At 71.7% G+C, this 24,798-nt stretch carries 22 protein-coding genes and 1 pseudogene; 2 read left to right on the top strand and 21 right to left on the bottom strand.

Features of this window, described 5'->3' with window-relative positions; genetic code table 11:
- Positions 1-192: 192 nt before the first annotated feature.
- The 13 genes from ACLQ3F_RS31405 to ACLQ3F_RS31345 form a co-directional block, all read right to left on the bottom strand.
- A complete protein-coding gene (locus ACLQ3F_RS31405) occupies positions 193-1,524 on the bottom strand; it encodes an NAD(P)/FAD-dependent oxidoreductase (protein WP_425853296.1) in 1,332 nt (443 codons plus the stop codon).
- 102 nt (positions 1,525-1,626) lie between these two features.
- Positions 1,627-2,187 (bottom strand): hypothetical protein, encoded by a 561-nt coding sequence (locus ACLQ3F_RS31400; RefSeq protein ID WP_357264588.1) that lies wholly within the window; start codon positions 2,185-2,187, stop codon positions 1,627-1,629.
- Positions 2,188-2,295: 108 nt separating this feature from the next.
- Complete coding sequence (locus tag ACLQ3F_RS31395; protein WP_425853294.1) at positions 2,296-3,738, bottom strand: DUF58 domain-containing protein; 1,443 nt, start codon at positions 3,736-3,738, stop codon at positions 2,296-2,298.
- Positions 3,738-4,745 carry an AAA family ATPase gene (locus ACLQ3F_RS31390; protein WP_091394243.1) on the bottom strand — a complete coding sequence of 336 codons (1,008 nt, stop codon included), beginning with the start codon at positions 4,743-4,745 and terminating at the stop codon, positions 3,738-3,740. The genes ACLQ3F_RS31395 and ACLQ3F_RS31390 overlap by 1 nt, the downstream gene beginning before the upstream one ends.
- Complete coding sequence (locus tag ACLQ3F_RS31385) at positions 4,745-5,329, bottom strand: hypothetical protein (protein ID WP_357207098.1); 585 nt, start codon at positions 5,327-5,329, stop codon at positions 4,745-4,747. Before ACLQ3F_RS31385 ends, ACLQ3F_RS31390 begins: the two co-directional genes overlap by 1 nt.
- Positions 5,326-6,111, bottom strand: a complete 786-nt coding sequence (locus ACLQ3F_RS31380; protein ID WP_425853292.1) for a DUF4129 domain-containing protein — start codon at positions 6,109-6,111, stop codon at positions 5,326-5,328. The genes ACLQ3F_RS31385 and ACLQ3F_RS31380 overlap by 4 nt, the downstream gene beginning before the upstream one ends.
- 22 nt (positions 6,112-6,133) lie before the next feature.
- Positions 6,134-6,847, bottom strand: coding sequence for a uracil-DNA glycosylase (locus ACLQ3F_RS31375; RefSeq protein WP_357264585.1), 714 nt, complete (start codon positions 6,845-6,847; stop codon positions 6,134-6,136).
- A 19-nt stretch (positions 6,848-6,866) separates the two neighbouring features.
- The gene (locus ACLQ3F_RS31370; RefSeq protein WP_357205206.1) at positions 6,867-7,553 is read right to left on the bottom strand and encodes a dienelactone hydrolase family protein; all 687 of its coding nucleotides are present in this window, start codon (positions 7,551-7,553) and stop codon (positions 6,867-6,869) included.
- 199 nt (positions 7,554-7,752) lie between these two features.
- On the bottom strand, positions 7,753-8,472 hold the full coding sequence (locus ACLQ3F_RS31365; RefSeq protein ID WP_425853290.1) for an LppU/SCO3897 family protein: 720 nt from the start codon (positions 8,470-8,472) through the stop codon (positions 7,753-7,755).
- 130 nt (positions 8,473-8,602) lie between these two features.
- Positions 8,603-9,646: an HAAS signaling domain-containing protein gene (locus ACLQ3F_RS31360; protein WP_425853288.1), complete on the bottom strand. Its 1,044-nt coding sequence runs from the start codon at positions 9,644-9,646 to the stop codon at positions 8,603-8,605.
- On the bottom strand, positions 9,643-9,975 hold the full coding sequence (locus tag ACLQ3F_RS31355) for a PadR family transcriptional regulator (RefSeq protein WP_088986312.1): 333 nt from the start codon (positions 9,973-9,975) through the stop codon (positions 9,643-9,645). Before ACLQ3F_RS31355 ends, ACLQ3F_RS31360 begins: the two co-directional genes overlap by 4 nt.
- A 166-nt stretch (positions 9,976-10,141) precedes the next feature.
- Positions 10,142-11,086, bottom strand: coding sequence for a Ppx/GppA phosphatase family protein (locus ACLQ3F_RS31350; protein WP_357205212.1), 945 nt, complete (start codon positions 11,084-11,086; stop codon positions 10,142-10,144).
- A gap of 22 nt (positions 11,087-11,108) precedes the next feature.
- Positions 11,109-12,149, bottom strand: coding sequence for an ArsR/SmtB family transcription factor (locus ACLQ3F_RS31345; RefSeq protein ID WP_425853286.1), 1,041 nt, complete (start codon positions 12,147-12,149; stop codon positions 11,109-11,111).
- Between the two features lie 97 nt (positions 12,150-12,246).
- Here ACLQ3F_RS31345 and ACLQ3F_RS31340 point away from each other — a divergent pair, with 97 nt between their 5' ends.
- A complete protein-coding gene (locus tag ACLQ3F_RS31340; RefSeq protein ID WP_425853284.1) occupies positions 12,247-13,137 on the top strand; it encodes an alpha/beta hydrolase family esterase in 891 nt (296 codons plus the stop codon).
- Position 13,138: 1 nt separating this feature from the next.
- Here the strand turns inward: ACLQ3F_RS31340 and ACLQ3F_RS31335 are convergent, their stop codons facing one another.
- Genes ACLQ3F_RS31335 through eno form a run of 4 tightly spaced genes read right to left on the bottom strand, consistent with a single transcriptional unit; the run spans position 13,139 to position 16,203 of the window.
- Positions 13,139-13,660 (bottom strand): amino-acid N-acetyltransferase, encoded by a 522-nt coding sequence (locus tag ACLQ3F_RS31335; RefSeq protein ID WP_357264649.1) that lies wholly within the window; start codon positions 13,658-13,660, stop codon positions 13,139-13,141.
- The gene (locus tag ACLQ3F_RS31330) at positions 13,657-14,214 is read right to left on the bottom strand and encodes a DUF501 domain-containing protein (protein ID WP_124861646.1); all 558 of its coding nucleotides are present in this window, start codon (positions 14,212-14,214) and stop codon (positions 13,657-13,659) included. The genes ACLQ3F_RS31335 and ACLQ3F_RS31330 overlap by 4 nt, the downstream gene beginning before the upstream one ends.
- A 34-nt stretch (positions 14,215-14,248) precedes the next feature.
- On the bottom strand, positions 14,249-14,887 hold the full coding sequence (locus ACLQ3F_RS31325; protein WP_357226576.1) for an FtsB family cell division protein: 639 nt from the start codon (positions 14,885-14,887) through the stop codon (positions 14,249-14,251).
- A gap of 32 nt (positions 14,888-14,919) precedes the next feature.
- Positions 14,920-16,203, bottom strand: coding sequence for a phosphopyruvate hydratase (gene eno, locus ACLQ3F_RS31320; RefSeq protein ID WP_269681111.1), 1,284 nt, complete (start codon positions 16,201-16,203; stop codon positions 14,920-14,922).
- A 213-nt stretch (positions 16,204-16,416) separates the two neighbouring features.
- Here eno and ACLQ3F_RS31315 point away from each other — a divergent pair, with 213 nt between their 5' ends.
- The gene (locus ACLQ3F_RS31315) at positions 16,417-17,112 is read left to right on the top strand and encodes a hypothetical protein (RefSeq protein WP_425853281.1); all 696 of its coding nucleotides are present in this window, start codon (positions 16,417-16,419) and stop codon (positions 17,110-17,112) included.
- 117 nt (positions 17,113-17,229) lie between these two features.
- Here ACLQ3F_RS31315 and ACLQ3F_RS31310 read toward each other — a convergent pair whose 3' ends face one another.
- The 4 genes and pseudogenes from ACLQ3F_RS31310 to mfd all read right to left on the bottom strand — a co-directional run bounded on the left by ACLQ3F_RS31310 (position 17,230) and on the right by mfd (position 24,561).
- A complete protein-coding gene (locus ACLQ3F_RS31310; RefSeq protein ID WP_425853279.1) occupies positions 17,230-18,849 on the bottom strand; it encodes a DUF885 domain-containing protein in 1,620 nt (539 codons plus the stop codon).
- A gap of 236 nt (positions 18,850-19,085) precedes the next feature.
- Positions 19,086-20,057 (bottom strand): annotated as a pseudogene (locus tag ACLQ3F_RS31305) (nucleoside triphosphate pyrophosphohydrolase); the annotation flags it as partial.
- Positions 20,058-20,059: 2 nt separating this feature from the next.
- Entirely contained in the window at positions 20,060-20,812 is a 753-nt protein-coding gene (locus ACLQ3F_RS31300) for a hypothetical protein (RefSeq protein WP_357205176.1), read from the bottom strand.
- Positions 20,813-20,928: 116 nt separating this feature from the next.
- A complete protein-coding gene (gene mfd, locus ACLQ3F_RS31295) occupies positions 20,929-24,561 on the bottom strand; it encodes a transcription-repair coupling factor (RefSeq protein WP_425853277.1) in 3,633 nt (1,210 codons plus the stop codon).
- Positions 24,562-24,798 lie beyond the last annotated feature (237 nt).

Raw genomic sequence — 24,798 nt, 5'->3', positions numbered from 1 at the left:
GACAGGAGGTCCTCGCCGATCAAGATCCGTCAGGTCGTGTCGTCACACAACCTCAACCAACGTGCCTGGGCAGTACATCTAGACCAGCCAAAACCCCGCCGATCTTGCACTTTCTGTCCGGACAAGACGCACCAGAAGGCGCATCACGGCATCCGGAAGTGCAAGATCGACGGGGTTGGCGTCTGTCTCTGGTCAGACGCGGGGCGCGCCGACCGGCTGGGAGGCCTCGACGAACTCCTCGCGCGGGTCGTGCAGCTGGCCCAGGGCGACCACCTCGCGCTTGAGGAAGAACGCCAACGACCAGTCCACCACGACGCGGACCTTCCGGTTGAACGACGGGATCCGGCTCATGTGGTACGTCCGGTGCATCACCCAGGCCGGCCAACCGGTCATCTTGATCCCATACACCTGGGCCACGCCCTTGTGCAGGCCGAGGCTCGCCACACTGCCGACGTGCTTGTGCTTGTAGTTCACCGGCTCGCGACCCCGGATCACAGCCGCGATGTTGTCGGCCATCCGGGCGGCCTGGCGCACCGCGTGCTGAGCGCTCGGCGAGCAGAAGTTGCCCGGCTCCTTGGTCAGGTCCGGCACGGCGGCACAGTCCCCGGCGCTCCAGGCGCCCTCGAGCACCCGGTCACCGTCGATCACCTGGAGCGTGGGCAGGCAGGTGATCCGTCGACGGTCGTCGCGCGGGAAGTCGGTCGAGTCCAGCATCGGCGACGGCTTCACACCGGCGGTCCAGACGATCGTGTCGGAGCGGAAGCTGTCACCGTCGGAGAGCTTCACCACCCCGTCGACGCAGGACTCCAGGCGGGTGTCCAGCCGGATGTCCATGTTGCGCTTCATCAACTGCTGCACGGTGTACGCACCCATGTCCCGGTCGACCTCGGGCAGCACCCGCTGGGTGGCCTCGACCAGGACCCAGCGGACCTCGTCCTGCTTGAGCTCCGGGTAGTACCGCAGGGCGTCGCGAGCCATGTCCTCCATCTCGGCGAGCGCCTCGATGCCGGCGTACCCACCGCCGACGAAGGTGAAGGTCAGCGCCGAACGGCGGACGTCCGGATCCGGCGTGGCGGCCGCCACGTCGAGCCGATCCAGCACGTGGTTGCGCAGGTAGATCGCCTCGCCGATGGTCTTGAACCCGATGCCCTGTTCGTGCAGACCGGGGATCGGCAGGGTGCGGGAGACCGAACCCGGGGCCACGATCACGTGGTCGTAGGTGATCTCCCGGGCCGGGCCGCTGATCGGCTGGACGGTGGCCACCTTGCGGTCGTGCTCGATCCGCGTGACCGTGCCGGCCACCATCTTGCACCGGCGCAACTCCCGTCGCAGCGGCACCACGGAGTGCCGCGGGGAGATGTTGCCCGCCGCCGCCTCCGGCAGGAACGGCTGATAGGTCATGTGGGGTTGGGGGTCAACCACCATGACCTCAGCCTCACGGGAGCTGAGCTTCTTCGACAGGCGCAGCGCCGCGTACAGACCGACGTGCCCTGCACCAACCACAAGGATCCGCTTCGGATTCACGTTGTCTATCTTTCCCCGGCCGGCTCAGGTAATCCCGCTCGCGGCCCCCATCTGTGACGGAGCACAACCCATGTGACCTGCGTAACCCTCGGAACGCAGTGGTCACCGACGTCGCAGGAGCCAGCCCAGCAACACTGCCGTCCCCACCGCCATCAGCAGCCCCAGCACTGTCACCCACTGGTGTCCGGCACCCCCGCCCGTCCCCGTCGCCTGCAACAACAGCACTCCGAGCACTGCGGAACCCAACAGCACGGCCGACGACCGCACCAACCACCGGGTGATCAATTCGGGGTCCACCATCGCGTCATAGGGCAGCAACGCGGCCAGCGCGCAGAGGGTGTGACCCAGGTAGAGCAGGGCCGCGACGGCGAGCAGCCGCCAGAGGGCCACCGGACGGCCGTACCCATCGGTGGCGAGCAACCAACCGCCCACCGTGACCAACGCCGTGAAAGTCGTCCAGACCTTGCGCGGCCCGAACGCGGGCAACAGGGCGGCCACCGCCAGGAAGAAGATCGACCGGCCGGAAAGCACCTCCGCGGGGAACGCCAGAGCGAACCCGGCAAACACGATGACGAAGATCCCCACCCGGACCAGCAGCGGGGCCACGCTGACGCGAGCGACGGCGTACTGCGCCGCCCGAACCCGCTCCACCAGAGCGCTCACCGCGCCCGCCTTCCGTTCGCGACTGCGGGGCTCGCAAGCTCACTCCTCGCGCTCACCGCACCCGCCTTCCGTTCGCGACTGCGGGGCTCGCAAGCTCACTCCTCGCGCTCACCGGCCACCCACCCTTGGGGCCGTCGCCAACCGGGCCACGTCCCGCAACACCTGGTCCAGGCTGCCGGCACCGGCCCAGCGCACGACCGGTACGCCATGCTCCCGGAGCTGCCCGATCATGGTCTCCCGGTCCAGGCGCCACAGCCGGTACGCCACCTCGGCCCAACCCCGGTCCTTCGGCGACGCCAGGTCGGTCGGCAACGTGTCGACCGCCACCACGAACCGCCCACCACGGGCCAACCGGGCGAGCATCTGCGCCGACCGTTCGTCAAGCAGCGGGGTGAGCACCACCACCAACGCGTCCGACGAGAGCAACTGCGGGCCGAAGACCTGGTCGTACGGTTCGTGTGCGGACGCGTGGACCCGGACGTCGAGCAACCACTCCAGGACGGTCAGGTACTGCCGCCGCCCGGCGGCCGGCCGGAGCCGGCGGGCGGCCGGCCCGTACTCCAGCAGCGAGACCCGGTCACCACGGTGCAGGTAGTGCTCAGCGATCGCGGCGGTGGCCCGGACTGTGGTGTCCAACACCGAGGCGGCACCGTCAGCCCCACCGGAGCGGCCCGCCTCGGCGAGCACGTCGAGCAGCACCACCACCTCCGCGTCCCGGTCGGAGAGAGTGGCGGCCACGTGCAGCTGCCGGGCCCGCAACGAGACCCGCCAGTCGACCCGGCGCAGCCGGTCACCGGGAGCGAAGACGCGTACGCCGGCGAGTTCGCCGCCCTCTCCAGGTCGGCGCGAGTGGTGCGCCCCGACCAGGCCGGCGGCGCGGGGCATCGCCTCGACCGCCTCGAACGGCTCGGTACGGGGGTACACCCGCACCCGTACCGGCTCGGTGATCACCGCCCGGGAGACCAGCAGACCCCCGGCCGTGGCGACCCGCGCACCGGCGGGGCCGACCGGGTGCCGGCCCCAGCGCAGGGCCTTGCCGGCCAGCTCCAGATCCACCGCCGCGCCACTCGGCACCGACGTCACGAACGGTCGGTCCGCGACGGATCGGCGCCTGCCGTCGCCTGGCACCGTCGCACCGGTTCCCGGGATGACGCTCGGCTCCCCGTCGTCGGCGGCCTCGTCGCGGGCGAAGCCGGCCCGGTCGATCCGCAGCCACTGCGACACGCGGGTACGCGTCACCACCAGGTCGTAGTCGACAGTGTCCGGGTTGCCGACGCTCACCGCCGCAGCCACGTCACCGCCCTCGACCAGCGGCCCACCGTCACCCTGGGTGATCCACACCTGTGGCAGCGCAGTGGGTCGTCGACGCAGCGCGTACGCGGTGCCCAACGCGAACGGGGCGGCGAGCACGATGAGGTCCACCCGGCCCAGCAGCACCCCGGCCACCAGCAGCAGGCCGGCGAGCAGCACCGCGCGGCCGAGCGCCGGGGTGGGTGCCCAGCCGGCAGCCGGTTCCGCCTCGGTGGCCGTCGGCACTGTCGGTCCGGTCATCAGTGCCGGGGCCCGCCGGCGGCGTAGCTGGGCAGCGCGCCACTGGCCGGGGCGGGAGTCGCCTCCAGCACCTCGCCCACCACGAACGCCGGGTCGACCCGGCGCAACCACATCTCCGGGCGCAGCGTGATCCGGTGGGCCAGGGCGGGGGCCGCCACCGACTTGACGTCCTCCGGCACCACGTAGTCCCGTCCGCCGAACACCGCGCGGACCCGGGCCAGCAGCAGCAGCGCCAGCGAACCGCGAGGGGAGGCGCCGACCAGCACCGACGGGTGCTCCCGGGTGGCAGCGGTGAGCGACACGATGTAGCGGCCGATGGAGTCCTCCACGACCACGTCCTCCAGTGCGGCCTGCATGGCCCGCAGCGTCGCCGCGTCGACCACCGCCTTGATGTCCGCCTCCTCCCGGCGACGGCTCATCCGACGGCGCAGCACCTCCCACTCCTCTTCGTGCTGCGGGTAACCGAACGAGACCCGCAGCAGGAACCGGTCCAGCTGCGCCTCCGGCAGCGGGTAGGTGCCCTCGTACTCGATGGGGTTGGCGGTGGCCAGCACGTGGAACGGCTCGTCGAGCTTGTAGGTCACACCCTCGACCGACACCTGCTTCTCCTGCATCGCCTCCAGCAGCGCGGACTGCGTCTTCGGCGGCGTCCGGTTGATCTCGTCGGCGAGGAGCAGGTTGGTGAAGACCGGGCCGGCCCGGAAGGTGAAGTCACCGTTGCGCTGGTCGTACAGGAAGGAGCCGGTGACGTCGGCGGGGAGCAGGTCGGGAGTGAACTGCAACCGGCGGAAGTCCAACCCGAGGGCCTGGGCGAACGAGCGGGCGGTGAGTGTCTTACCGAGCCCTGGCAGGTCCTCCAGGAGCACGTGCCCGCCCGCGAGGATGCCGGCGAGGACCAACTCCAACGCGTCCCGCTTGCCGACCACCACGGTGCCGACCGCGTCCAGGACCGCCCGAGCCAGGTGCCCGACCTCGGCGGGGGCAATGCTCCGGTCCACGTCGTTCATCAGATGCTCTCCAGTTCGGCGACGATCACCGCGAGGTCGCGCGGCGACGGGGTGCGGCGAGGCGGGGTCTCCAGGAACGTCCACAGGCGGTCACCCAGCAGGACGCGGGCGCGGGCGGGATCCGACTCACGGGTGACGCCGTGTTTCAGCCGCATCCGCTCGTCGGCCAGTTCACCGATCCGGGGCAGGACCACCTCGGTGAAACGTTCGGTTCGGTTCGAGGACCAGTCCAGGGGCCGTTCCCACTGGTTGATGGCGCCACGCAGCGCGTCCCGGGCGTCCCAGTTGTAGCTGCCGTCCTCCTCGCCCGCGCCGGCCCGGCGAGCCGGCGGCGGCGGAGGTGGCGGCGCGAGCAGGGCGGTGACCCGGCGGACCGCCAGCACGGCGAGCACCCCGGCGATCAGTACGGGAAGCGAGACCTGGAGGCCCACCGCGCGGAAGCCGACCAGCAGGACCGCGACCAACGCGGCGGCCCACGCCAGCGAGCGCAGCACCGGACGCCAACGGGACGGGCGCGCCTGCGGACCCGCCGGCGCGGCCTCCTCCTCGAACGCGAGCAGATCGTCGATGCTGGTGCTGCTCATGAGGTCACCGCCGCGGTGAGCTCTCCGCGCAGCCGACCGAGCGCGGCGCGGGCCTGGTCCCGGGTGCGTTCGCCGACCGGGTGGGTGGCGTAGCGGGCCTCCCGGTAGACGTGCGCGAACTCGGCCAGCACATCGGTGCTGGCGATGGCCGGCACGCCCGCCGCCGGGTCACCCTGCAACAGTCGGCTGACCAGGTCGGTGGGGGTGTCCCCCGCGAGCCTCGGCACACCGGCAGCAGCGGCGGTCTCCTCCAGGCGCACCCAGCAGGCGATCACCGCCACCCGGGGGTCGGTGTCCCGGTCGTCGAGCTCCACCAGGCCGGCGTCGAGGGCGGCGACCACCTCGCGGGCGGTGCCCTCGGCGGTACGGCGGGCCCGCTGCGCGGGTAGTGCCCGGGTGGTGCGGCGCAGCGCTCCCCGAATCAGGACCCAGCTGAGGTAGCCGAGCGCGGCGAGGATGGCCAGAGCGAGCAGGACCACAGCCACGGTGCCGACCCACTGCGGGATGTGCGCCTGGGTGGCCTCGCCGGCGTCGCGGGGCTCGATCGGAATGGACGGCGACGGCTCGACGGTCGGGTACTCGGGAACCCACGGCACGTTGTCCGCGGCCGGCGGGATGCGACTGGCCCCGATCGACGAGTGGGCGGACGCCAGCGCGGCACCGGCGAGCAGGGCCGCGACCGCGCCGACCGGCCACCACCGGCGCAGTAGGCCGAGCACCGGCCGCAGCACACCCGGCTCGGCGGACGGTACCGGTGTGGGCGGGCGTGTTCCGTCTGTCATCGCCACCACCCCACGCGTCGCCTCAGTCCACTCCGGCCAGCTGTTTGGCCTGGCCGAAGACATCGTCCAACATCTCTGGTGTCAACCGCCCGGTGAAGGTGTTCTGCTGACTGACGTGGTAGCAGCCGAGCAAGTCCGGGGCGTTCGTGCCGGACCAGTGTGCCCCATGACCGAACGCCGGTCGCGGGCTGGGCGGGCGCTGCCCGTACACCGCACGGAGCACCGGCCACCACGCGGCCCAGGCGAACGCGCCCAGCGCGACCACGACCCGCAGCGTGGGCCGGATCATCGTGACCTCGCGGTGCAGCCAGGGTGCGCAGGTGTCCCGTTCCAGTGGGGTCGGCTTGTTGTCCGGAGGCGCACACCGGACGGCCGAGAAGATCCGCAGGTCGCGCACCGTGAGCCCGTCGTCGGCGGCGACGCTGGTCGGCTGGTTGGCCAGCCCGGCCCGGTGCAGCGCGGCGAACAGCACGTCACCCGAGCGGTCACCGGTGAAGATCCGGCCGGTGCGGTTGCCACCGTGCGCGGCGGGCGCCAACCCGAGGATGGCGATCCGGGCGTCACCGGTGCCGAAGCCTGGCACCGGTCGACCCCAGTACTCCTGGTCGCGGAAGGCGGCCCGGCGGGTGCGGGCGACCTCCTCCCGCCACTGCACCAGCCGCGGGCAGGCGAAGCAGTCGCTCACCGCCGCGTCGAGGTCAGCCAGGTCGGTCGCCCGCGCTGCGCGGGCGACCACCTGTGCGGGGGTACGCGTCTCAGCCAAGCTTGGCCCGGAAGAGTTCCAGGGTGCGTGCCCAGGCGCTGGCAGCGGCGCGCTGGTCGAACGCCTCCGGCCGGTCGTCGTTGAAGAAGGCGTGCGAGGTGCCCGGGTAGTCGTAGAGGTGGCAGTCGCCGCCGGCCTCCTCGATGGCCCGCCGGGCGGTCTGCACGCCCTCGGCGGCCGAGGTGCCGTCTTCTTCGGAGCAGTGGATGACAGCCGCCTTGCCGGCGTAGTCGGCCCAGTCGGGACGCATCGACTCCCACGGCAGCACGGGATAGAAACCGGCGGTCGCGACGATCCGCTCGGAGATGGTCGCCGACCAGAGGGCCAGGCTGCCACCAGCGCAGAAGCCCACGGCACCGACCTTACCGGTGACCTCGGGCCGCCCGGCCAGATAGTCGGCCGCTCCGGCGATGTCCTTCGCCGCCTCGTCCATCCGCATCGCCAGCAGGAGCCGCTGCGCCTCGTCCGGCTCGCTGGTCGTCTCACCGTGGTAGAAGTCCGGGGCGAGGGCGACGAAACCGGCCTCGGCGAACCGGTCCGCCACCGACCGGATGTGCGGGACCAGACCCCACCATTCCTGAATGACGATGACGGCGGGGCTGGCCGTGCCGCTGGCGGGTATCGCGAGATACCCCTCGCTCGCGCCCCCGTTGCTGCGGTAGCTCACCATTTCGCCCATGGGCCGTCCTCCTAGCGGTCAGTCATCGTTGGCTGGTCGCCCAGTGGTCCTACGTGCCGGTAGCCTGCCACGCCACGCGGCCCTCGGGAAGACGCCGGAACAGTGGCATTCACCTCCTGTTCGCCCCCCGGTGACTCGGGGTACGCCGACGGCGGCGGGGTCTGCCCCCGCCGCCGTCGATGTCCAGCTACCGCTGTGGTCAGACCTTCTTGGTCAGGCAGAGCACGTAGCCCGTCTTGCCCGGCTCGATGCTGGAGAAGATGTACCCCTCCTGGCCCTCCTTGAAGAACTGGGTGCAGGTGGTGTCGGCCTTCGCCTGCGCCTCGCTCTGGCCGTCCACCCGACCGACCACGTTGTACGCCGCGTCGGTGGAGGTGCACGCCACGACCTTGGCGCCGTCGACCTCCTCCTGCTCGGTGCCGGTGACCTCGGGCAGCTCGGCGATGCAGTCGCCGGTCTTGGCGTCCGCCGTCGCGTCCTTGTTGAAGAAGTTGCCGATCGCCGAGGCGACACCGAACTTCAGGCCGGCGATGACGACGACGACGAGGATCGCGCCGACGATGCCGAGGACCTTCTTCGCACCGGACTTCTCCGCCTTCGGCTCGGTCGCCTGCGACGTCTCGGCGGCCTGAGTCTCGGCGGCCCGAGTCTCGGCGGCCTGCGACGTCCCGGTCGCCTGCGCTTCGGCGGCTACAGGCGTCTCGGTCGCCTGTGCCTCGGCAGCTTGCGACGTTTCGGTCGCCTGCGTCTCGGCGGCTACAGGCGTCGCGGCGGCTTGGGGCGTCGCGGCGGCCGGCTCCGGCTCGACCGACCGCTGCTGGGGCACGGCAGGCTGCGGCGCGGCCGCTTGCGGCGTCTCGACGACCGACTCAGGGTTTGCGGCGTCGGGCGCGGGGGGCGGTGCGACCTGCTCTGGCACGGGGGTTCCTTCCGAGGGGTTGATGAGCAGACGACACCGTAACGATCATTGATTTCCGGTGCCGTCCCGCTCGCCTCGTCCGTTCAGCCATTTCCCAGCATCACCCGCATGATCCAGTTCACACCGTGGTTCAGCTCGTCGGGGTGGGGGTTGGCGTTTCGCTCGATGGCACGCCGGTGGCCGTACCGGTCCCCAGCGGTGGCCCGGTCTGCCCGGCCGTGCCGCCCGGCTCCGGCGTGCCGCTCGGCTCCGGTGGGCTGGTCGGCTCCACCGTGCCGCTCGGGTCCGGCGTGGTTGCCGGTGACACGGCCGGAAGAGGCGCGCCCGGCGCACGTGGCACGAAGGGCGCCTGCTCCGGACAGTACGGGTACGCCCGCAGCGCCTGGTTCACGTAGGCGCCTCCCAGGCAGTCCGGGTAGCCGAGCCGGATCGGATTGCCGTTCTGGTCGAAGAGCCGGGCGTTCTCCACCAGTCGACCCTCGCTGTCGTAGACGAAGACGTCCCGGACCCGGTCGTACTGGCTGTCGACAGCGGTCGGGTCGTAGCCGTAGTCGCCGTAACGCATCCGGTCCTCGGCCTGGATCAGCGCGGCGAACGCGAAGACCACCAGCACCACGCTGGCGACCTGCACGGCCGAGCGCGGCCAGCGGGTCAGCTGGGCCGAACTACGACCGATCCAGATGGAGCCGAGCACGAAGCCGATCAGCATGATCAGGCCAGCCAGCAGCTCACCGCCGAACCTCGGCAGGAGCCCGAACTCGCCACCGGTGGTGATCACCGTGACCAGCATCGCCGCCAGATAGCCGCGCAGCACCCACCAGGCCGGGCGCAACAGTCGGAGGAACTCGCTGGCCGTCTCGTACCCCAGGGGTGGGCCGAGCCGGGTGTCAACGGTGCGCAGCCGGCCGCGGACCCGGGCCATCGCGCTCGCCACCCGCTGGTCGAGGTTGCGCCCGCTGCCCGGTGCCGCGCCGGCCGCGGCGCGCAGCTCGGCGGCGTACGTCTCGGGCTCGCCCAACCGCTCGACCAGGGTGCCCTCGGACTCGGCGGCGACCTCGGTGAGGTGGTCGGCGAGATCCTCGGTCAACTCGTCGCGTTGCCCGGACGGCAGGTCGGCCAGAGCGGCCCGGACCCGCGCCACGTAGTCGGTGATCTCCTGCTCCGCGACGGTCATGCCGCCAACCCCCGATCGTCGAGCAAGGTGTCCATTGTGGTGGCGAAGGAGCGCCAGAGCTTGCCGGAGCGGGTCAGCTGGTCACGCCCCGCCGCGTTGAGTGAGTAGTACTTGCGGTGCGGCCCGGATTCGCTCGGCACGACGTAGGTGGTGAGCAGGCCGGCGGCGAAGAGGCGGCGCAGCGTCCCGTAGACCGAGGCGTCACCGACCTCCTCCAGGCCGGCCTCGCGCAGCCGGCGCAGGATGTCGTAGCCGTAACCGTCCTCCTCTCGGAGCACGGCCAGGACGGCCAGATCAAGCACGCCCTTCAACAACTGTGTGGTGTCCACGCATTGCACAGTAGTGCGCAATGCGCAGTAGCGTCAACGAATCCACCCCGACGCGCCGGCCGGGGCTCGAGACCCGCGCGACAATGATCGACTCGGTCTTCAGGAAGTCGGGTCATCCGAGGCGCTCGGACACCGCGTTTTCAATGAAGGCGAGTTGATCAAACCGTTAGCGCGGCGTGGCTGGCTGGAGGCTCCAGGCGATGCCGTCCAGGATGTCGTGCTCCGAGGCGACCACCGACGGCATCCCGGCCTGCTCCATGATCACGCGTAGCACCAGCGCACCGGCACCGATCACGTCGGCGCGGCCCGGGTGCATCACCGGGTTCGCCAACCGCTGCGCACGGGTCTGACCCAGCAGCTCTGCTGTCACCCGGGCGACCTCCTCGTACGACACCCGGGCGTGGTGGATGCGCTCCGGGTCGTACTCCCGCAGGCCCTGCGCGAGCGCGACGACAGTGGTGACCGACCCGGCGAGGCCGACCAGGGTGGCCGCCTCGCGACCGGGCACCACGGCGAGCGCCCGGTCCACCACCGCGGCGATGTCGGCCTGTGCTGCCGCGACCTGCTCGGGCGTCGGCGGGTCACCGGGCAGGTGCCGCTCGGTCATCCGGACGCAGCCGATGTCCACCGAGATCGCCGACCGCACTCCGGCGGCCCGGTCACCGACAACGAACTCGGTGGAACCACCACCGATGTCGACGACCAGGAACGGCTCCTTCGCGTCGGCGGGCAGCCCGCGCACCGCGCCGGTGAACGACAGCCGGGCCTCCTCGTCGCCGCTGACCACCTCGGGCGCGACACCGAGAGTGGCCCGCACCATCTCGGTGAAGTCGGCGGCGTTGGCGGCGTCGCGGGAGGCCGAGGTGGCACACATCCGCACCCGCTGCGCGCCCAGCTTCTCGATGTCCGCGGCGTACGACGCCAACGCCACCCTGGTCCGCTCGATCGCCTCCGGCGCCAGTCGGCCGGTGCGGTCCACGCCCTGCCCCAACCGGACGATCTCCATCCGCCGGGTCAGGTCGACCAGCGGTGCCTGCGGCCCGGCCGAGGCGTCGGGCAGGTCGGCGACCAGCAGTCGGATCGAGTTGGTCCCGCAGTCGATGGCCGCCACACGCGTCGTCACGGCAGCAACCTTACGGCAGGACGGACGGCCACCCGGGGGGTTGGTCGGCGGTGGGCCACGACTCGCCCGGGTCGCCCGACGGGCCCCGCAACAACCCCAGACCGAGGGAGGTCAGGTGGTGTCGGACGGCCCCGCCCTCCCGCTCACTGGTCACCAGACCGGCGGTCCGCAGCGCGCGGGCGTGCTCCGAGGCCGAGGAGAGACTGATCCCGACCGCCCGGGACAACACGGTGGTGGTCAAACCCCCGTCGGTCGCCAGTCGGCGCAGCACCAGCGCCCGGGTGACGCCGAGCAGCCGACCGAGGGCATCGTCGGCGGCGGGAGCCCCGCGCGCGGGCATGACCACCGGGTAGACGAGCAGGATCGGGTAACCCTGCTCGACGAGCACCCGGGGCCGCGGCCCGGCCAACGGTGAGGGCAGCAGGATGATCCCGTGGCCGGTGCCGGGAAGATCGCCGTCCCACCACGTCCGTACCTCCAGCACGGGCTCCCGCCACCGGATCCCCGGGTGCAGACCGGCGAAGAGGCTGGCCAGGCCATGCTGCGCCAGCCGCTGGCTGGCGGATGTCACCTGCTGACGGTACGCGGACACCAGCTCGGCCCAGTGCGGTTCGAGCACCGCGTCGAACCAGGTCCGCACGGCCCCGCCGAACAGGTCCAGCACCTCCGGGTCGGCCGCCGCGAACCGTCGCCGCAGTGGGCTGGCCGACGTATCCGCGTACGCGAGGGTGACCTCGGCGCGGACCCGCCGCGCCGGGGTGGCCCGGATCGCCTCCAGCCCCGCCTCCACCGACTCCAGGCCGTCGAAGGGAGTGACGAAGTCCGGTAGACGTCCCCGGTCGGGCAGCAGATGCCGCAGGACTGCGGTGGCAGCCTGGGCGGCAGCTGTGCCCTCGGCCGCCGCCACCCGCGCGGCCAGGGTCGGCGCCATCGCCGCGACAGTGGGATCGCGCAGCCACTGACCAGCCAGCAGCGCGATCCCGACCGGATGCAGCCGATCGGCGAACCGCACCCGGCACAGGTCGGCCGACCCGAGCCGGAGTCGAAGCATGGCAACAGCCTGCCTGCCTTCGGCCAGGACCGAAAGGGTTGATCCGCGGCTGAACGATCTCCAGTGTGGACGGTGAGGTCGACGGGGGGTGGCCGGCGTGCGGCGAGCACTGGCGGTGTTAACGGGGTTCTGCCTGATGATCGTCGCCGCAGCTTGTGGTGAGCGGGGGCAACCCTCGTCGGCCCCACCAGCCTCACCGTCCGCGTCGAGCGAGCGACCGGCGGCCGGTGACCACCAGCTCACCCTGCGGCACAACGGACTCGACCGCACCTACCTGCTGCACGCGCCGCCGGGGTACGACCCGGGCAGACCCTCCGCGCTGGTCATCGCGCTGCACTTCTATCCCGGCCTTGGATCGTCGATGCGGGAGTTGGCGGGCCTGGACGCCAGAGCCGACACTGACAACGTGCTGGTCGCCTACCCCGACGGGCGGGGCGGCGGCTTCAACGCGCTGATCTGCTGCGGAAGCGAGGACGACGTCGGCTTCCTCAAGGCCCTCACCGACCATCTGGTGCAGACCTGGCACGCGGACCCGAACCGGGTGTTCCTCACCGGCATCTCGAACGGCGGCGACATGAGCTTCCGGGCGGCGGTGGAGAGCACCGGCACGTTCGCCGCGATCGGGGTGGTCAGCGGTGGATACAGCGGAAACCTGACCACCGCCGACAGTTACGTGCCGAAGAGCCCGGTCTCCGTGATCACCTTCATCGGCGGCATGGACCGCTACGCCTCGACCTTCCAGGCCGGCCTGCAGACCTGGCAACAGAGGCTCACCTGCCGGCCGAGCCCGAAGGCGTCCGGGGTGCCGGGGGTGACGCACACGGTGGCGGGCTGCGCGGACGGCAGCGAGGTCAGCGTCTACACGATCGCCGACATGGGTCACGGTTGGCCGGGAGCGACATCGGGCCAACTCGCCGCACCCTCCGCGGGGCTGTCCGCCACCGACCTGATGTGGGAGTTCTTCGCCGCCCACCCCCGCAAGGCCTGACCTACAGGCGCAGCAGCATCCGGGTGTTGCCCAGCGTGTTCGGCTTGACCCGCTCCAGGTCCAGGAACTCCGCGACACCCTCGTCGTACGAGCGCAGCAACTGCTCGTAGACCGGTTGCGGCACCGGAGCGCCGTCGATCTCGCGGAAACCGAACGAGCCGAAGAACCGGGTCTCGAAGGTGAGCACGAAGATCCGCGCCACGCCCAGCTCGCGGGCCGCGTCGATCAGCTCACCGACCAGCCGGTGACCGATGCGCCGGCCCCGGCAGGACGGGTCGACCGCCACCGTGCGAATCTCGGCCAGGTCCTCCCACATGACGTGCAGCGCGCCGCAGCCCACCACCACGTCGTCCTCGGCCCGGACCGCGACCCGGAACTCCTGCACCTGCTCGAAGAGGGTGACGGTGGCCTTGCTCAGCAGCCGCCGGTCGTCGGTGTAGGTGTCGACGAGACGTCGGATGCCCCGCACGTCCCCGGTGCGGGCCCGCCGTACGGTGATCTGATCCGCGGCCTGCGTGCTCATTCCGCCGCCGGCACGTCCACGCACGGCCCCGCCGACCACCAGGGCTCGACCAGCTCCAACGTCTCGTCGCCGAACGGGTTCACCCCGGGGCCAGCACCCAACGCGTGACCCAGGTGCACGTGCAGACACTTCACCCGGCCCGGCATCCCACCGGCCGAGATGCCGGCGATCTCCGGCACCTCGCCGATCGCCTCCCGGCGGGTGAGGTAGTCCTCGTGCGCAGCCCGGTAGTGGGCGGCCAACTCCGGATCCGTCGTCAGCCGGTCCGCCATCTCCTTCATCAGCCCCGCCGACTCCAATCGGCTGCACGCGGCGGTGGCCCGGGGGCAGGTCAGGTAGTAGAGCGTCGGGAACGGGGTGCCGTCAGCGAGGCGGGGGGTCGTCTCCACCACGTCGGGAAGGCCACACGGGCACCGGTGGGCCACCGCGCGGGTGCCCCGGGGCGTCCGGCCGAGCTGCGCGGCCACCGCAGCCAGGTCGGCCTCGGTGGCCGGCTCGCGCTGCGGCAGGGGAACGGAATCCGCAGCCGGCTCCGACGGTGGTACGACAGTCACGGTGCCCATCTTTCCTGGTGTGCTGGTCGGTGGATCACTGGCCCGGCTGCTGGCTGTCCGCCGCCCGCACGCTCGACCAGAGCGTGTCGTACCAGGTCACCGGCCCGGCTGGCGGGGCCGCACCGGCCGACTTCCCGGCGTCCCGCGCCGCGCCCTCCGGGTCGTGCAGAACCACCATTATCTTCTCGCCCGGCTCGCCCATGAAGAACCGCTCACGAGCCTGCGTCTTGATGTACTCGTCGTCTTTCCAGTTGGCCGCCTCGGCGGCGAGCTTGGCGATCTCGCGCTCCTGCACCGCCTGGGCCGCCTCCATCCGCTCGATGTCGGCCTGCTGGTCCAGGTAGACCCGGACCGGATAGGTGTAGGCCAGAGCGAGAGCGATCAGGACCGCGAACAGCACTGTGGCCCGGCCGGTGAAGCGACGGGGGTGGGGTGCGGCGAGACGCTTCACCGAACCAGCGGCAGCGGTACGCCGAGCGGCGGCGGGACGATTCGCGGAGCGCACCCCTTCGGCGCCACGGGCAGCACCCGGCGCACGACCGGCGGCGCGCGGCTCGGCGCGTACGCCGGCCTCCCGGACCGATCCCCGCGTGGCACGCCCACCGCCCGGCCGACCGGACTGACCCGGCCGGCGGGCGGGACGCTGACCACCCGGTGTGCGGCGCTGCTGCATCGTCACACCCCTCCCCCGAGGCTTCGTGCGTCTCAGGCCGAACGGTAGCGCGGGAACGCGCCAGCGCCGGCGTAGCGCGCCGCGTCGGCCAGCTCCTCCTCGATCCGGAGCAGCTGGTTGTACTTGGCGACACGGTCCGAGCGGGCCGGGGCGCCGGTCTTGATCTGGCCGCAGCCGGTGGCCACCGCCAGGTCGGCGATGGTGGTGTCCTCGGTCTCGCCGGAGCGGTGGCTCATCATGCACTTGAAGCCGGCCCGGTGGGCCAGGTCCACCGCGTCCAGGGTCTCGGTCAGCGAGCCGATCTGGTTGACCTTGACGAGGACCGCGTTCGCGGACTTCTCCGCGATGCCCCGGGCGATGCGCTGCGGGTTGGTGACGAACAGGTCGTCACCGACGATCTGCACCCGGTCGCCGATCGAGGCGGTCAGCGTCTGCCAGCCGCTCCAGTCGTCCTCGGCCAGCGGGTCCTCGATCGACACGATCGGGTACTCGTCGGCCAGCTTGGTGTAGTAGGTGCTCATGTCCTCGGCGGACTTCGCGGCACCCTCGAAGGTGTAGGTGCCGTTGTCGAAGAACTCCGTGGCCGCCACGTCGAGCGCGAACACGATGTCGGTGCCGAGCCGGTAGCCGGCCTTCTCGACCGCCTCGGCGATCAGGTCCAGGGCCGCCGCGTTGGTCGGCAGGTTCGGCGCGAAGCCACCCTCGTCACCGAGGCCCGTCGACAGGCCCTTCTTCTTCAGCACCGACTTGAGCGCGTGGTAGACCTCCGCGCCCGAGCGCAGCGCCTCCCGGAAGGTGGGCGCGCCGATCGGCGCGATCATGAATTCCTGGATGTCGACGTTCGAGTCGGCGTGCGCGCCACCGTTGAGGATGTTCATCATCGGCACGGGCAGGAGGTGCGCGTTCGGGCCGCCCAGGTAGCGGAAGAGGCTCAGCTCGGCGCTGCCGGCAGCGGCCTTCGCCACCGCCAGGGAGACCCCCAGGATGGCGTTCGCGCCCAGCTCCGACTTGCTGTCGGTGCCGTCGATGTCGAGCATCTTCTGGTCGATCAGCCGCTGCTCGCTGGCCTCGTACCCGATGATCTGGTCAACGATCTTGTCTTCGACGTTGGAGACCGCCTTCTCCACGCCCTTGCCCTGGTAGCGGTCGGCGTCACCGTCGCGCAGCTCGATCGCCTCGAACGCGCCGGTGGACGCGCCGGAGGGCACCGCGGCGCGAGCCACCGTGCCGTCGTCCAGGCCGACCTCGACCTCGACCGTGGGGTTGCCCCGCGAGTCGAGAATCTCCCGGGCGACGATTCCCTCGATGGTTGCCACTAAGTCGCTCCTCGTTGTTGTGATCCGGTCCGTGGGTGGGCCGCGACGGTGCGGCTGAGGCAGGTGTTGAACGCAGCGTATCGGGCCACGGGAAACGGCACGGCGTCGCCCGCGCACCCGAGTCGCCCCGCACTGACGGACATTCCCGGATTTCCGGGCGTCAACCGGCAACTGGTTTGCGCTGCGCGGACCAAATCCACCAGGCTGGTCGCCATGCCCGCCGCCTCGACCACCCTCCGCATGCTCGCCGTGTCGGTCATCGCGTCGCTCACGGTCACCGGCTGTCAGACATTCGAGGACGCCGGAGTCGCCATGGGCCGCTCGCAACTCGTCAACGACCTCGCCGCCCGGCTCGATCGGGCACTGGAGTTGACCTACTCGGCCGACTACCAGTTGCCCGGTGGCCAACGCGCCGCGATCGTGCAGGCGCAGGACCCGGCGCGATCCACGTACACCTATCCGGGAGGGCAGCTCACCGTCACCCCGGAGGCCGTCACCCGGTGCACGACGACCGGCGCCCGACCGCAGTGCACGCTGGTCACCCCGCCCACCCCCGGCAGCAAGCCCACTGTGACGCTGTTCGGCGAGGCCAACCAGCAGGGCCTCGTCACGCCGCCAGTGGTGGTCGGGCTGCTCACCGCCGCCGCGCTCGACCCACAGGCGGTCATCAAGCAGAGTGACACCACGGTCGCCGGGCACCACGCCGCCTGCGTCGCGGTGCAGAGCTCGTCGTCCGGCGACTTCACCGCCTGCGTGACCACCGAGGGCGTGCTCGGCAGCTTCACCGGACCGGTCGACGGCAAGCCGATGGAGCTGGCGATGAGCAACTACTCCGCAGCCGTCGACGAGGGCGCGTTCGAACCACCCACCGGCGCCGATGTCGTCGACCGCCGCCCCGGCGGCTCGTGACCGACCCACCGGTCGAGCCGGCGCAACTGCCGCCCGCGTACTCCAGCTCGCCCTGGTTGATCGACGCGACGGTGACCGCCGGGCGGCGCTGAAACCCGCGCGGCCCGGCGTTTCTCCTCAGAGACCGAGCAGGGTGCGCAGGTGGCGCGGGGGCGGGCAGTCGTGGGCGAGCATCGCGTCGTGCCAGTCGCGGACCGACACCCCGTCCGGACGGGCGGCGGCGATCTCGGCCACCTCGCTGTACCCGACGAAATAGGTGGAGAGCTGGGTGGAGGTCAGTTGGGCGCGCCGCCACTTGCCGGCCGCCTCGCCCTCCTCCTGGAAGCCACGCCCGGTCATCAACGCCATCGCCTCGGCCTCGGGCAGGTCCTCGGCGTGCACCAACTGGTCGAGCAACGCGTTGATGGTCATCCGCAGTTGCATCTTGAGCTGCTGCAAGCGCACCGGCAGACCGCCGAAGCCGAGCCCCGTCATCATCTCCTCCGCGTAGACCGCCCAGCCCTCGATGAACGGGCCGGACTCGGCCAGCGCGCGAACCCGGGTGCCACCGACGTAGCGGCGGGCGTGGGCGAGCTGGAGGAAGTGCCCCGGCATCGCCTCGTGCACCGTCAGGTTGCGGATCATGTGGTCGTTGTATTCGCGGTAGAACGACTCGACCCGCTGCGCGGGCCAGTCCGACGGGGTGGGCGCGATGCAGTAGAAGGTCGGCACGACGGCGGTCTCCAGCGGGCCGGGCGCGTCGCAGTACGCCACCGCGACCCCCCTGGCGAACTCCGGCATCTCCTGGATGACGCACCGGTCGTCGACCACTGTGACCAGGTCGTGTGCGCGGACGAAGTCGGTCGCCTCGCCCAGTGTCACCCCGGCCAGCTCGACGATCGTCGCGTCGTTCGGGTGCTCGGCGGCGAGCAGGTCCAACGCCCGACGTACCGTCGCGTCGTCGGCCGGGCCACCGACCAGCTCGACGGCGGCCTCGCGGATCTCCGCGGTGACGCGGTCCAGGTTGGCCCAGGCGCGACGCTGGATCTCGGCGGCGCCCAACTCGGTGTCGAGGGTGTGCCAGAGCCGGGCCTCCCAGCGGCGCCGGCCCAGTCGCGGGTCACGGCCGGGGCCGGCATCGGCGGCCAGGCCGGTGCGCAGCCAGGCGACGAACTCGTCCAGCGCGGCGATCGCGGCGGTGGCCGCCGGCTCGACCCGGTCGAGGTGGCCCGGCGCCTGGGCGAGCAGTGCCGGCAGCTCGTCGCGGATCAGCGCGGCCGCGCCGGTGAACTGCCCGACGGCCGTCTCCGCGTGGATGCGTGGCATGTCCCGCAGCGTCGCGCGGGCGGTGGCGAGAGCGTCCGGTACGGCGGCGAGCCGGCCGACAAGCTGGGTCAGCCGCACGTCAGCGGGGGCGTACGGGCGGGCCAGCAACGGGTGCAGCAGCGGGCCTGGGTTGTGCCGCAGCGGGTCCCACTCGTGCGAGCGGATCTCGGTCAGCTCGAACAGCTCCCGGTCCACGAATGAGGTGAGCAGGGCGTGGTCGACCTGTTCGTCGACGTCGAGCGAGTCCGGGTCCAGTTCGGACAGTGCGTTGGCCGCGTCGAAGAGCATCGCCCGATCGGCGGCCAACCCGTCGGCGGACAGGTCCGGCAGCCGGTCGTCGAAGCGGTGATCACCCGCGGCGGTGGCAACCCCCGGCCGCGACTCCAGTAAAGCCTCGACAACCCGCTCAGCCAGCACCCCGAACGCTTCCACCGCACCACCCTACCGACCGCCGCACCCTCCGCCGCCAGTTCCGCCCACCGCCCCGCACCATCGGGTTGATCAAGAGGTTTCCGTCAGGCTCGACCCGAATCCTGACGCAAACCTCTTGATCAACGCGGGCTGGCGGGCGCGGGCGTGGGGGTGGGGGGCGTGGGGGGCGTGGGGGGTGTGGGGGGTGTGGGGGGTGTGGGGGGTGTGGGGGGCGTGGGGGTGGGGGGCGTGGGGGGTGTGGGGGGTTCGGCTTGGCGGATGGCTTCGGCGTGGGCGAGGGTGGTGCGGCGCAGGGCTGCCTCGGGGTCGATGCCTGCCTCGCGGGCGGCGGCCACCCTGGCCAGCAGGTCGACGCCCAGGCTTGCCTCGGTGTCGGCCTGGGTGTCGGCCGACGGGAGTGGGACGTCGACGCCCCTGCGGGCGGCACGGTCCAGGATCTGCGTCGCCAGGGCCAGCGCGGGCTGGCTCAGGGCCACCCCGTCCAACACCGAGTGCCGAGCCTTCTCCGCGCGCTTGATCCGCTCCCAGTTCTCGGTGATCTCCTCCAGGCTGCCCGCCTCGGCACCGGCGAAGACGTGCGGATTACGCCGGATCATCTTGTCGACCAGGCCACCGGCAACGTCGTCGATGGTCCACCGCTCGTCCTCGGGCAACTCCTCGGCGAGCCGCGCGTGCAGCACCACCTGCAACAACACGTCGCCCAACTCCTCGCGCAGCGCGTCGGTGTCGTCGGCGCTGATCGCGTCGTACGCCTCGTAGCTCTCCTCCAGCAGGTAACCGGCGAGGCTGCGGTGCGTCTGCGCCCGCTTCCACGGGTCACCACCCGGAGAGGCCAGTCGATCCAGCACGGCCACCGCGTCGAGCAGCCGGGCACCCGGCGGATCCCACGAGCCGTACATCAACTCCATCTCGGCCAACCCCGGCTGCCGGGCCAGCCGCAGACCCAACTCCCGGGCCAGCGCTTCGTCACCCGCCGGACCGGCCAGCCACACCACAGTGCCGTGCATCGCCACCGCGTCCAGCAACGGCTGCGTCGCCGGGCCGTCCACCACTGTGACCTCGGCGCCCGCCTGGCGAACGGCAGTGGTCAACTCGCTGTCCGCGCCGGCCAACACCGGGTGCTGGCGTACGACGTCCCAGGCCGCAGCCGTCAACAGGCCGGCGGGCAACCGGGGTGAGGTGACCAGGAGGACGATCCGTGCCGTCATGCTCAGCTGGCCGTGCCCTCGGCCTCCGGCGCCCCGGTCGGCCCCTCCGGGGTGGAAATGTCGGTGACCGCGTCGGAGCCCGGCTCACCCAGCGGCACGCTCACCGCGGGTGCGTCACCGGCGAAGCTGAGCAGCGGGAACTCGAGCGGACGGTACCGAGGGCTGACAGTGACGTCGTAGCGACCGGCGGCCTCGGCCAGGATCCTCTTGGTCGCCAGCGCGCCGCGCAGCTGCTCGCCGTCGAGCTGCTGGGCGGCGGCCTCATCGGTCACCTCAGCGGGGATCTTGCCGGCCGCACGACCGGCGGCGATCACGTCGGCGATCTCCTCCTTGGTCGGCTCGACCGGCTCGGCCGGCAACCCGGACAGGCAGGTGAAGAGCTTCGCCACCTCCCGCACGTGCCCGGTCTCCGGGTCGAGACCGAGCTGCTGGGCGGCCTGGTCGGCAGCCACCTGGCCGCGCGGCTGGTAGTTCTTCTCGGCGGAGAGCTTCTCGCACACCTTGGTCAGCACCATGGTCCGAACCACGTCGGCCACCTTGGGCAGGGTCGGTTGCGACGCCCCGGGCTGCCCACTGGCGGACGACTCCGGCGCCGGGTTCTTCGTCCGCAGGTCCTTCATCGCGGTGGAGACCTGAACGTCGGTGATGCGCTGGTCACCGATGTAAGCGGCGATACCAGGCTCAGCACGGCAACCGGAGAGGGCGACGAGGCCGAGCGCCACAGTGGCGACGGCGGCAAGACGGCGAGCACGCATAGCCGTCACTCTCTCACGCCGTCACCCCGGGTTGTGACACCCCCCACCTTCGCTCAGCCACGACCAGGGACGGCGTAGGCGGGCTGACCGCCCCTGGTCGAGAGCACACTGCCGGCTCAGGCGCTCGCGGCGACGGCGAGTGGAGCGGGAGCACCGAGCACATCGGAGAGCAGTTGCGCGCACCACTGGAGCAGCGCCTGGTCACGCAGCGGCTCGCCACCGATCCGACGGGTGGTCGGTCGGGGCACGCTGACCTGATCGGTGGCCAGCTTGTAGACGGCATCCGGGTGGTAGCGCTTGAGCCGCATCTGCTTCGAGTCCGGCAACGGCAGCGGGCCGAACCGTACGTGCTTGCCCTGCATGGACACGTCGGTCAGGCCGTAGCGGCGGGCCAGCAGACGGAACCGGGCCACCTCCACGAGGTTCTGCACCGGGGCCGGCGGCTCGCCGTACCGGTCGGTCATCTCGGCGATCACCTCGCCCAGCCGCTCCTCGTCGCGCGCCTCGGCGAGCTTGCGGTACATCTCCAGGCGCAGCCGCTCCACGCTCACGTAGTCGTGTGGCAGGTGCGCGTCGACCGGCAGGTCGATCTTGACGTCGGTCTCCTCCTCCGGCCGCTCACCCTTGAACGCGGAGACCGCCTCGCCGACCATCCGCACGTACAGGTCGAAGCCGACGCCCTCGATGTGCCCGGACTGCTCGCCGCCGAGCAGGTTGCCGGCGCCCCGGATCTCCAGGTCCTTCATCGCCACGTACATGCCGGCGCCCAACTCGGTGTGCTGGGCGATGGTCGCCAACCGCTCGTGGGCGTGCTCGGTGAGCGGCTTCTCCGGCGGGTAGAGGAAGTAGGCGTACGCCCGCTCCCGGCCCCGGCCGACCCGGCCCCTGATCTGGTGCAGCTGGGCCAGGCCGAGCAGGTCGGCCCGCTCCACGATCAGCGTGTTGGCGTTCGGGATGTCGATGCCCGACTCGACGATCGTGGTGCAGACCAGGACGTCGAACTCCTTCTCCCAGAAGCCGACCATGACCTTCTCCAGGGCGTCCTCGCTCATCTGGCCGTGCGCCACCGCGACCCGCGCCTCGGGCACCAGCTCCCGCAACCGCCGTGCCGCCCGGTCGATCGACTCGACCCGGTTGTGCAGGTAGAAGACCTGCCCGTCGCGGAGCAGCTCGCGGTGGATGGACGCGGCCACCTGCCGGTCGTCCTGCGCGCCGACGAAGGTGAGCACCGGGTGGCGCTCCTCCGGCGGGGTGGCGATGGTGGACATCTCCCGGATGCCGGTGATCGCCATCTCCAGGGTGCGCGGGATCGGGGTGGCCGACATGCTGAGCACGTCGACCGACGCGCGCAGCGTCTTCAGGTGCTCCTTGTGCTCGACACCGAAGCGCTGCTCCTCGTCGACGATCACCAGACCCAGCTGCTTGAAGCGGGTCGCCGTCTGCAACAGCCGGTGCGTACCGATGACGATGTCGACGGTGCCGTCGGCGACCATCTCCATCGTGCGCTCGGTCTCCTTCGCCGTCTGGAACCGGGACAGCTGCCGGATCTGGACCGGGAACTGGCTCATCCGCTCGGCGAACGTGTTGTAGTGCTGCTGAACCAGCAGGGTGGTCGGCACCAGCACCGCCACCTGCTTGCCGTCCTGCACCGCCTTGAACGCCGCCCGGACCGCGATCTCGGTCTTGCCGTAACCGACATCACCGCAGATCAGCCGGTCCATCGGGACGGTCTGCTCCATGTCCCGCTTGACCTCGTCGATCGCGGCGAGCTGGTCCGGCGTCTCCTGCCAGGGGAAGGCGTCCTCCAGCTCCCGCTGCCACGGGGTGTCCGGACCGAACGAGTGCCCCTTGGACGCCTTGCGCGCGGCGTAGAGCTGGATGAGCTGCGCGGCGATCTCCCGGACCGCCTTGCGGGCCCGGGCCTTGGACTTCTGCCAGTCCGAGCCGCCCATCTTGTGCAGGGTCGGCTGCTCGCCGCCCACGTAGCGGGAGAGCTGGTCGAGCTGGTCGGTCGGGACGAACAACCGGTCGCCGGGCTGGCCCCGCTTGCTGGCCGCGTACTCGATGACGAGGTATTCCCGGCTGGCGCCGTTGACGGTGCGCTGCACCAGCTCGACGTAGCGGCCGATGCCGTGCTGCTCGTGCACCACGTGGTCGCCGGTCTTCAACTCCAGCGGGTCGATGGTGTTGCGCCGCCGGCTCGGCATCTTGCGCATGTCCCGCGTCGAGGTGCCCCGACCGCCTGTCACGTCGTTGCCGGTGAGCAGCACGAAGCGGGACGCCTCGTCGACGAACCCGCTGCTCAGCGCACCGCAGGTGACCACCAGCTCGCCGGGGACGGGCGCGGTCGGCACCTCCTCGGTCAACCGGGCACCCAGGCCGGCGTCGCGCAGCACCTCCACCGCCCGCTGGGCGGGACCGTGCCCCTCGAAGACCAGCGCGATCGACCAACCCTCGCCGGCCCAGCGCTTGAGGTCCTCCACCACCCGCGAGGTCTCGCCGTGATAGAGCGGCGCCGGTTGGGCGGCGAGGGTCACCGCGATGGCGTCGTCCGGGGTGACGGCGGCCTGTTCCGGCGCGTCCTCCCACGGCTGCCTCGTCTCGGCGGTCTCCCCCTCCACCAATCCGAACGGGGAGAGCGTCCACCACGGCTGACCGAGCTTGCCTGCGGCGGCGCGTACCTCGCCGAGGGTGCGGAAGGCGGCGGCGCCGACGTCCACCGGGGCCTGGCCGCCGACCGCGGCGGCGGCCCAGCTGGCCTGCAAGAACTCCTCCGATGTACGCACCAGGTCGTGCGCCCGCGTGCGGATCCGCTCCGGGTCGCAGAGCAGGACGTGGGTGCCGGCCGGCATGGCGTCCAGCAGCAGCTCCAGAGAGTCGGGGCCGACCAGCACCGGGGCCAGCGACTCCATCCCCTCCACCGGGATGCCCTCGGCCAGCTTGTCGAGGATCTCGGCCAGCTCGGGGTGCTGCTCGGCGAGCGCGGCGGCCCGGTCGCGGACGGCCGGGGTGAGCAGCAGCTCGCGGCAGGGCGGTGCCCAGAGCAGCGGTACCTGCTCGATGGTCCGCTGGTCGGCGACGGCGAAGGTGCGGATCTCCTCCACCTCGTCGCCCCAGAACTCGACCCGGGACGGGTGCTCGTCGGTGGGCGGGAAGACGTCGAGGATGCCACCACGCACCGCGAACTCGCCGCGCTTGGTGACCAGGTCGACCCGGGCGTACGCCATGTCGATCAGCCGGCGGGCGACCTCTTCCAGGTCCGCCTCCTCGCCGGCGGCGAGCTGCACCGGCTCCAGATCGCCGAGCCCCTTCAGCTGCGGCTGGAGAAGCGAACGGACCGGGGCCACGACCACTCGCAGTGGCCCGGTGCCGCCGTGCGCGTCGCTCGCCTCCGGGTGCGCCAGCCGGCGCAGCACGGCCAGCCGCCGGCCGACAGTGTCGGAGCGGGGGGACAGCCGCTCGTGCGGCAGCGTCTCCCACGAGGGGAAGACGACCACCTGCTCGGCCGGCAGCAACCCGCCCAACGCGGCGGCCAGGTCGTCGGCCTCCCGAGTGGTGGCGGTCACCGCCAGCACCGGTCGCCCGGCGCCGTCGTTGTCCGCGGCGACCGCCGCGACGGCGAACGGGCGCAGTGCCGCCGGAGCGGTGATGTCGAGGCCGTCGACCTGGGCGGCACCGGAGCGCGCCAGGTCACGCGCCCGGGCCAGCCCGGGGTCGGCCAGGGCGGCGGTGAACAGACCGGTGAGCAAGGGAAATCCTTCCCGGGGAGTCGACGCACACGACGGCGGCCCCTCGTCCAGCCGGACGGGGGGGCGCGACAACAAGCCTAGCTCCGTCGACCGACAGCCACCCCCTTCCGCCGAGGTCCGACGCCACTACGGCGCGTCGCCCCGCGCCCCGCGCCCCGCGCCCCCGCGCCCCGCGCCCCGCGCCCCGCGCCCCGCGCCCCGCGCCCCGCGCCCCGCGCCCCGCGCCCCGCGCCCCGC

The sequence above is a fragment of the Micromonospora sp. DT15 genome, assembly GCF_049841475.1.
GTDB lineage: Bacteria > Actinomycetota > Actinomycetes > Mycobacteriales > Micromonosporaceae > Micromonospora.
This window is presented reverse-complemented; position numbering and strand designations above follow the sequence as displayed.

Bases quoted from the DNA above. Each gene is read 5' to 3' on its own strand.
- ACLQ3F_RS31335 (WP_357264649.1), bottom strand. From the start codon at position 13,660: ATGAGCACGCAGGCCGCGGATCAGATCACCGTACGGCGGGCCCGCACC.
- ACLQ3F_RS31325 (WP_357226576.1), bottom strand. From the start codon at position 14,887: ATGCAGCAGCGCCGCACACCGGGTGGTCAGCGTCCCGCCCGCCGGCCG.
- ACLQ3F_RS31395 (WP_425853294.1), bottom strand. From the start codon at position 3,738: ATGACCGGACCGACAGTGCCGACGGCCACCGAGGCGGAACCGGCTGCC.
- ACLQ3F_RS31345 (WP_425853286.1), bottom strand. From the start codon at position 12,149: ATGCTTCGACTCCGGCTCGGGTCGGCCGACCTGTGCCGGGTGCGGTTC.
- ACLQ3F_RS31390 (WP_091394243.1), bottom strand. From the start codon at position 4,745: ATGAACGACGTGGACCGGAGCATTGCCCCCGCCGAGGTCGGGCACCTG.
- ACLQ3F_RS31360 (WP_425853288.1), bottom strand. From the start codon at position 9,646: ATGACCGTCGCGGAGCAGGAGATCACCGACTACGTGGCGCGGGTCCGG.
- ACLQ3F_RS31370 (WP_357205206.1), bottom strand. From the start codon at position 7,553: ATGGGCGAAATGGTGAGCTACCGCAGCAACGGGGGCGCGAGCGAGGGG.
- ACLQ3F_RS31385 (WP_357207098.1), bottom strand. From the start codon at position 5,329: ATGAGCAGCACCAGCATCGACGATCTGCTCGCGTTCGAGGAGGAGGCC.
- ACLQ3F_RS31380 (WP_425853292.1), bottom strand. From the start codon at position 6,111: ATGACAGACGGAACACGCCCGCCCACACCGGTACCGTCCGCCGAGCCG.
- ACLQ3F_RS31315 (WP_425853281.1), top strand. From the start codon at position 16,417: ATGCCCGCCGCCTCGACCACCCTCCGCATGCTCGCCGTGTCGGTCATC.
- ACLQ3F_RS31300 (WP_357205176.1), bottom strand. From the start codon at position 20,812: ATGCGTGCTCGCCGTCTTGCCGCCGTCGCCACTGTGGCGCTCGGCCTC.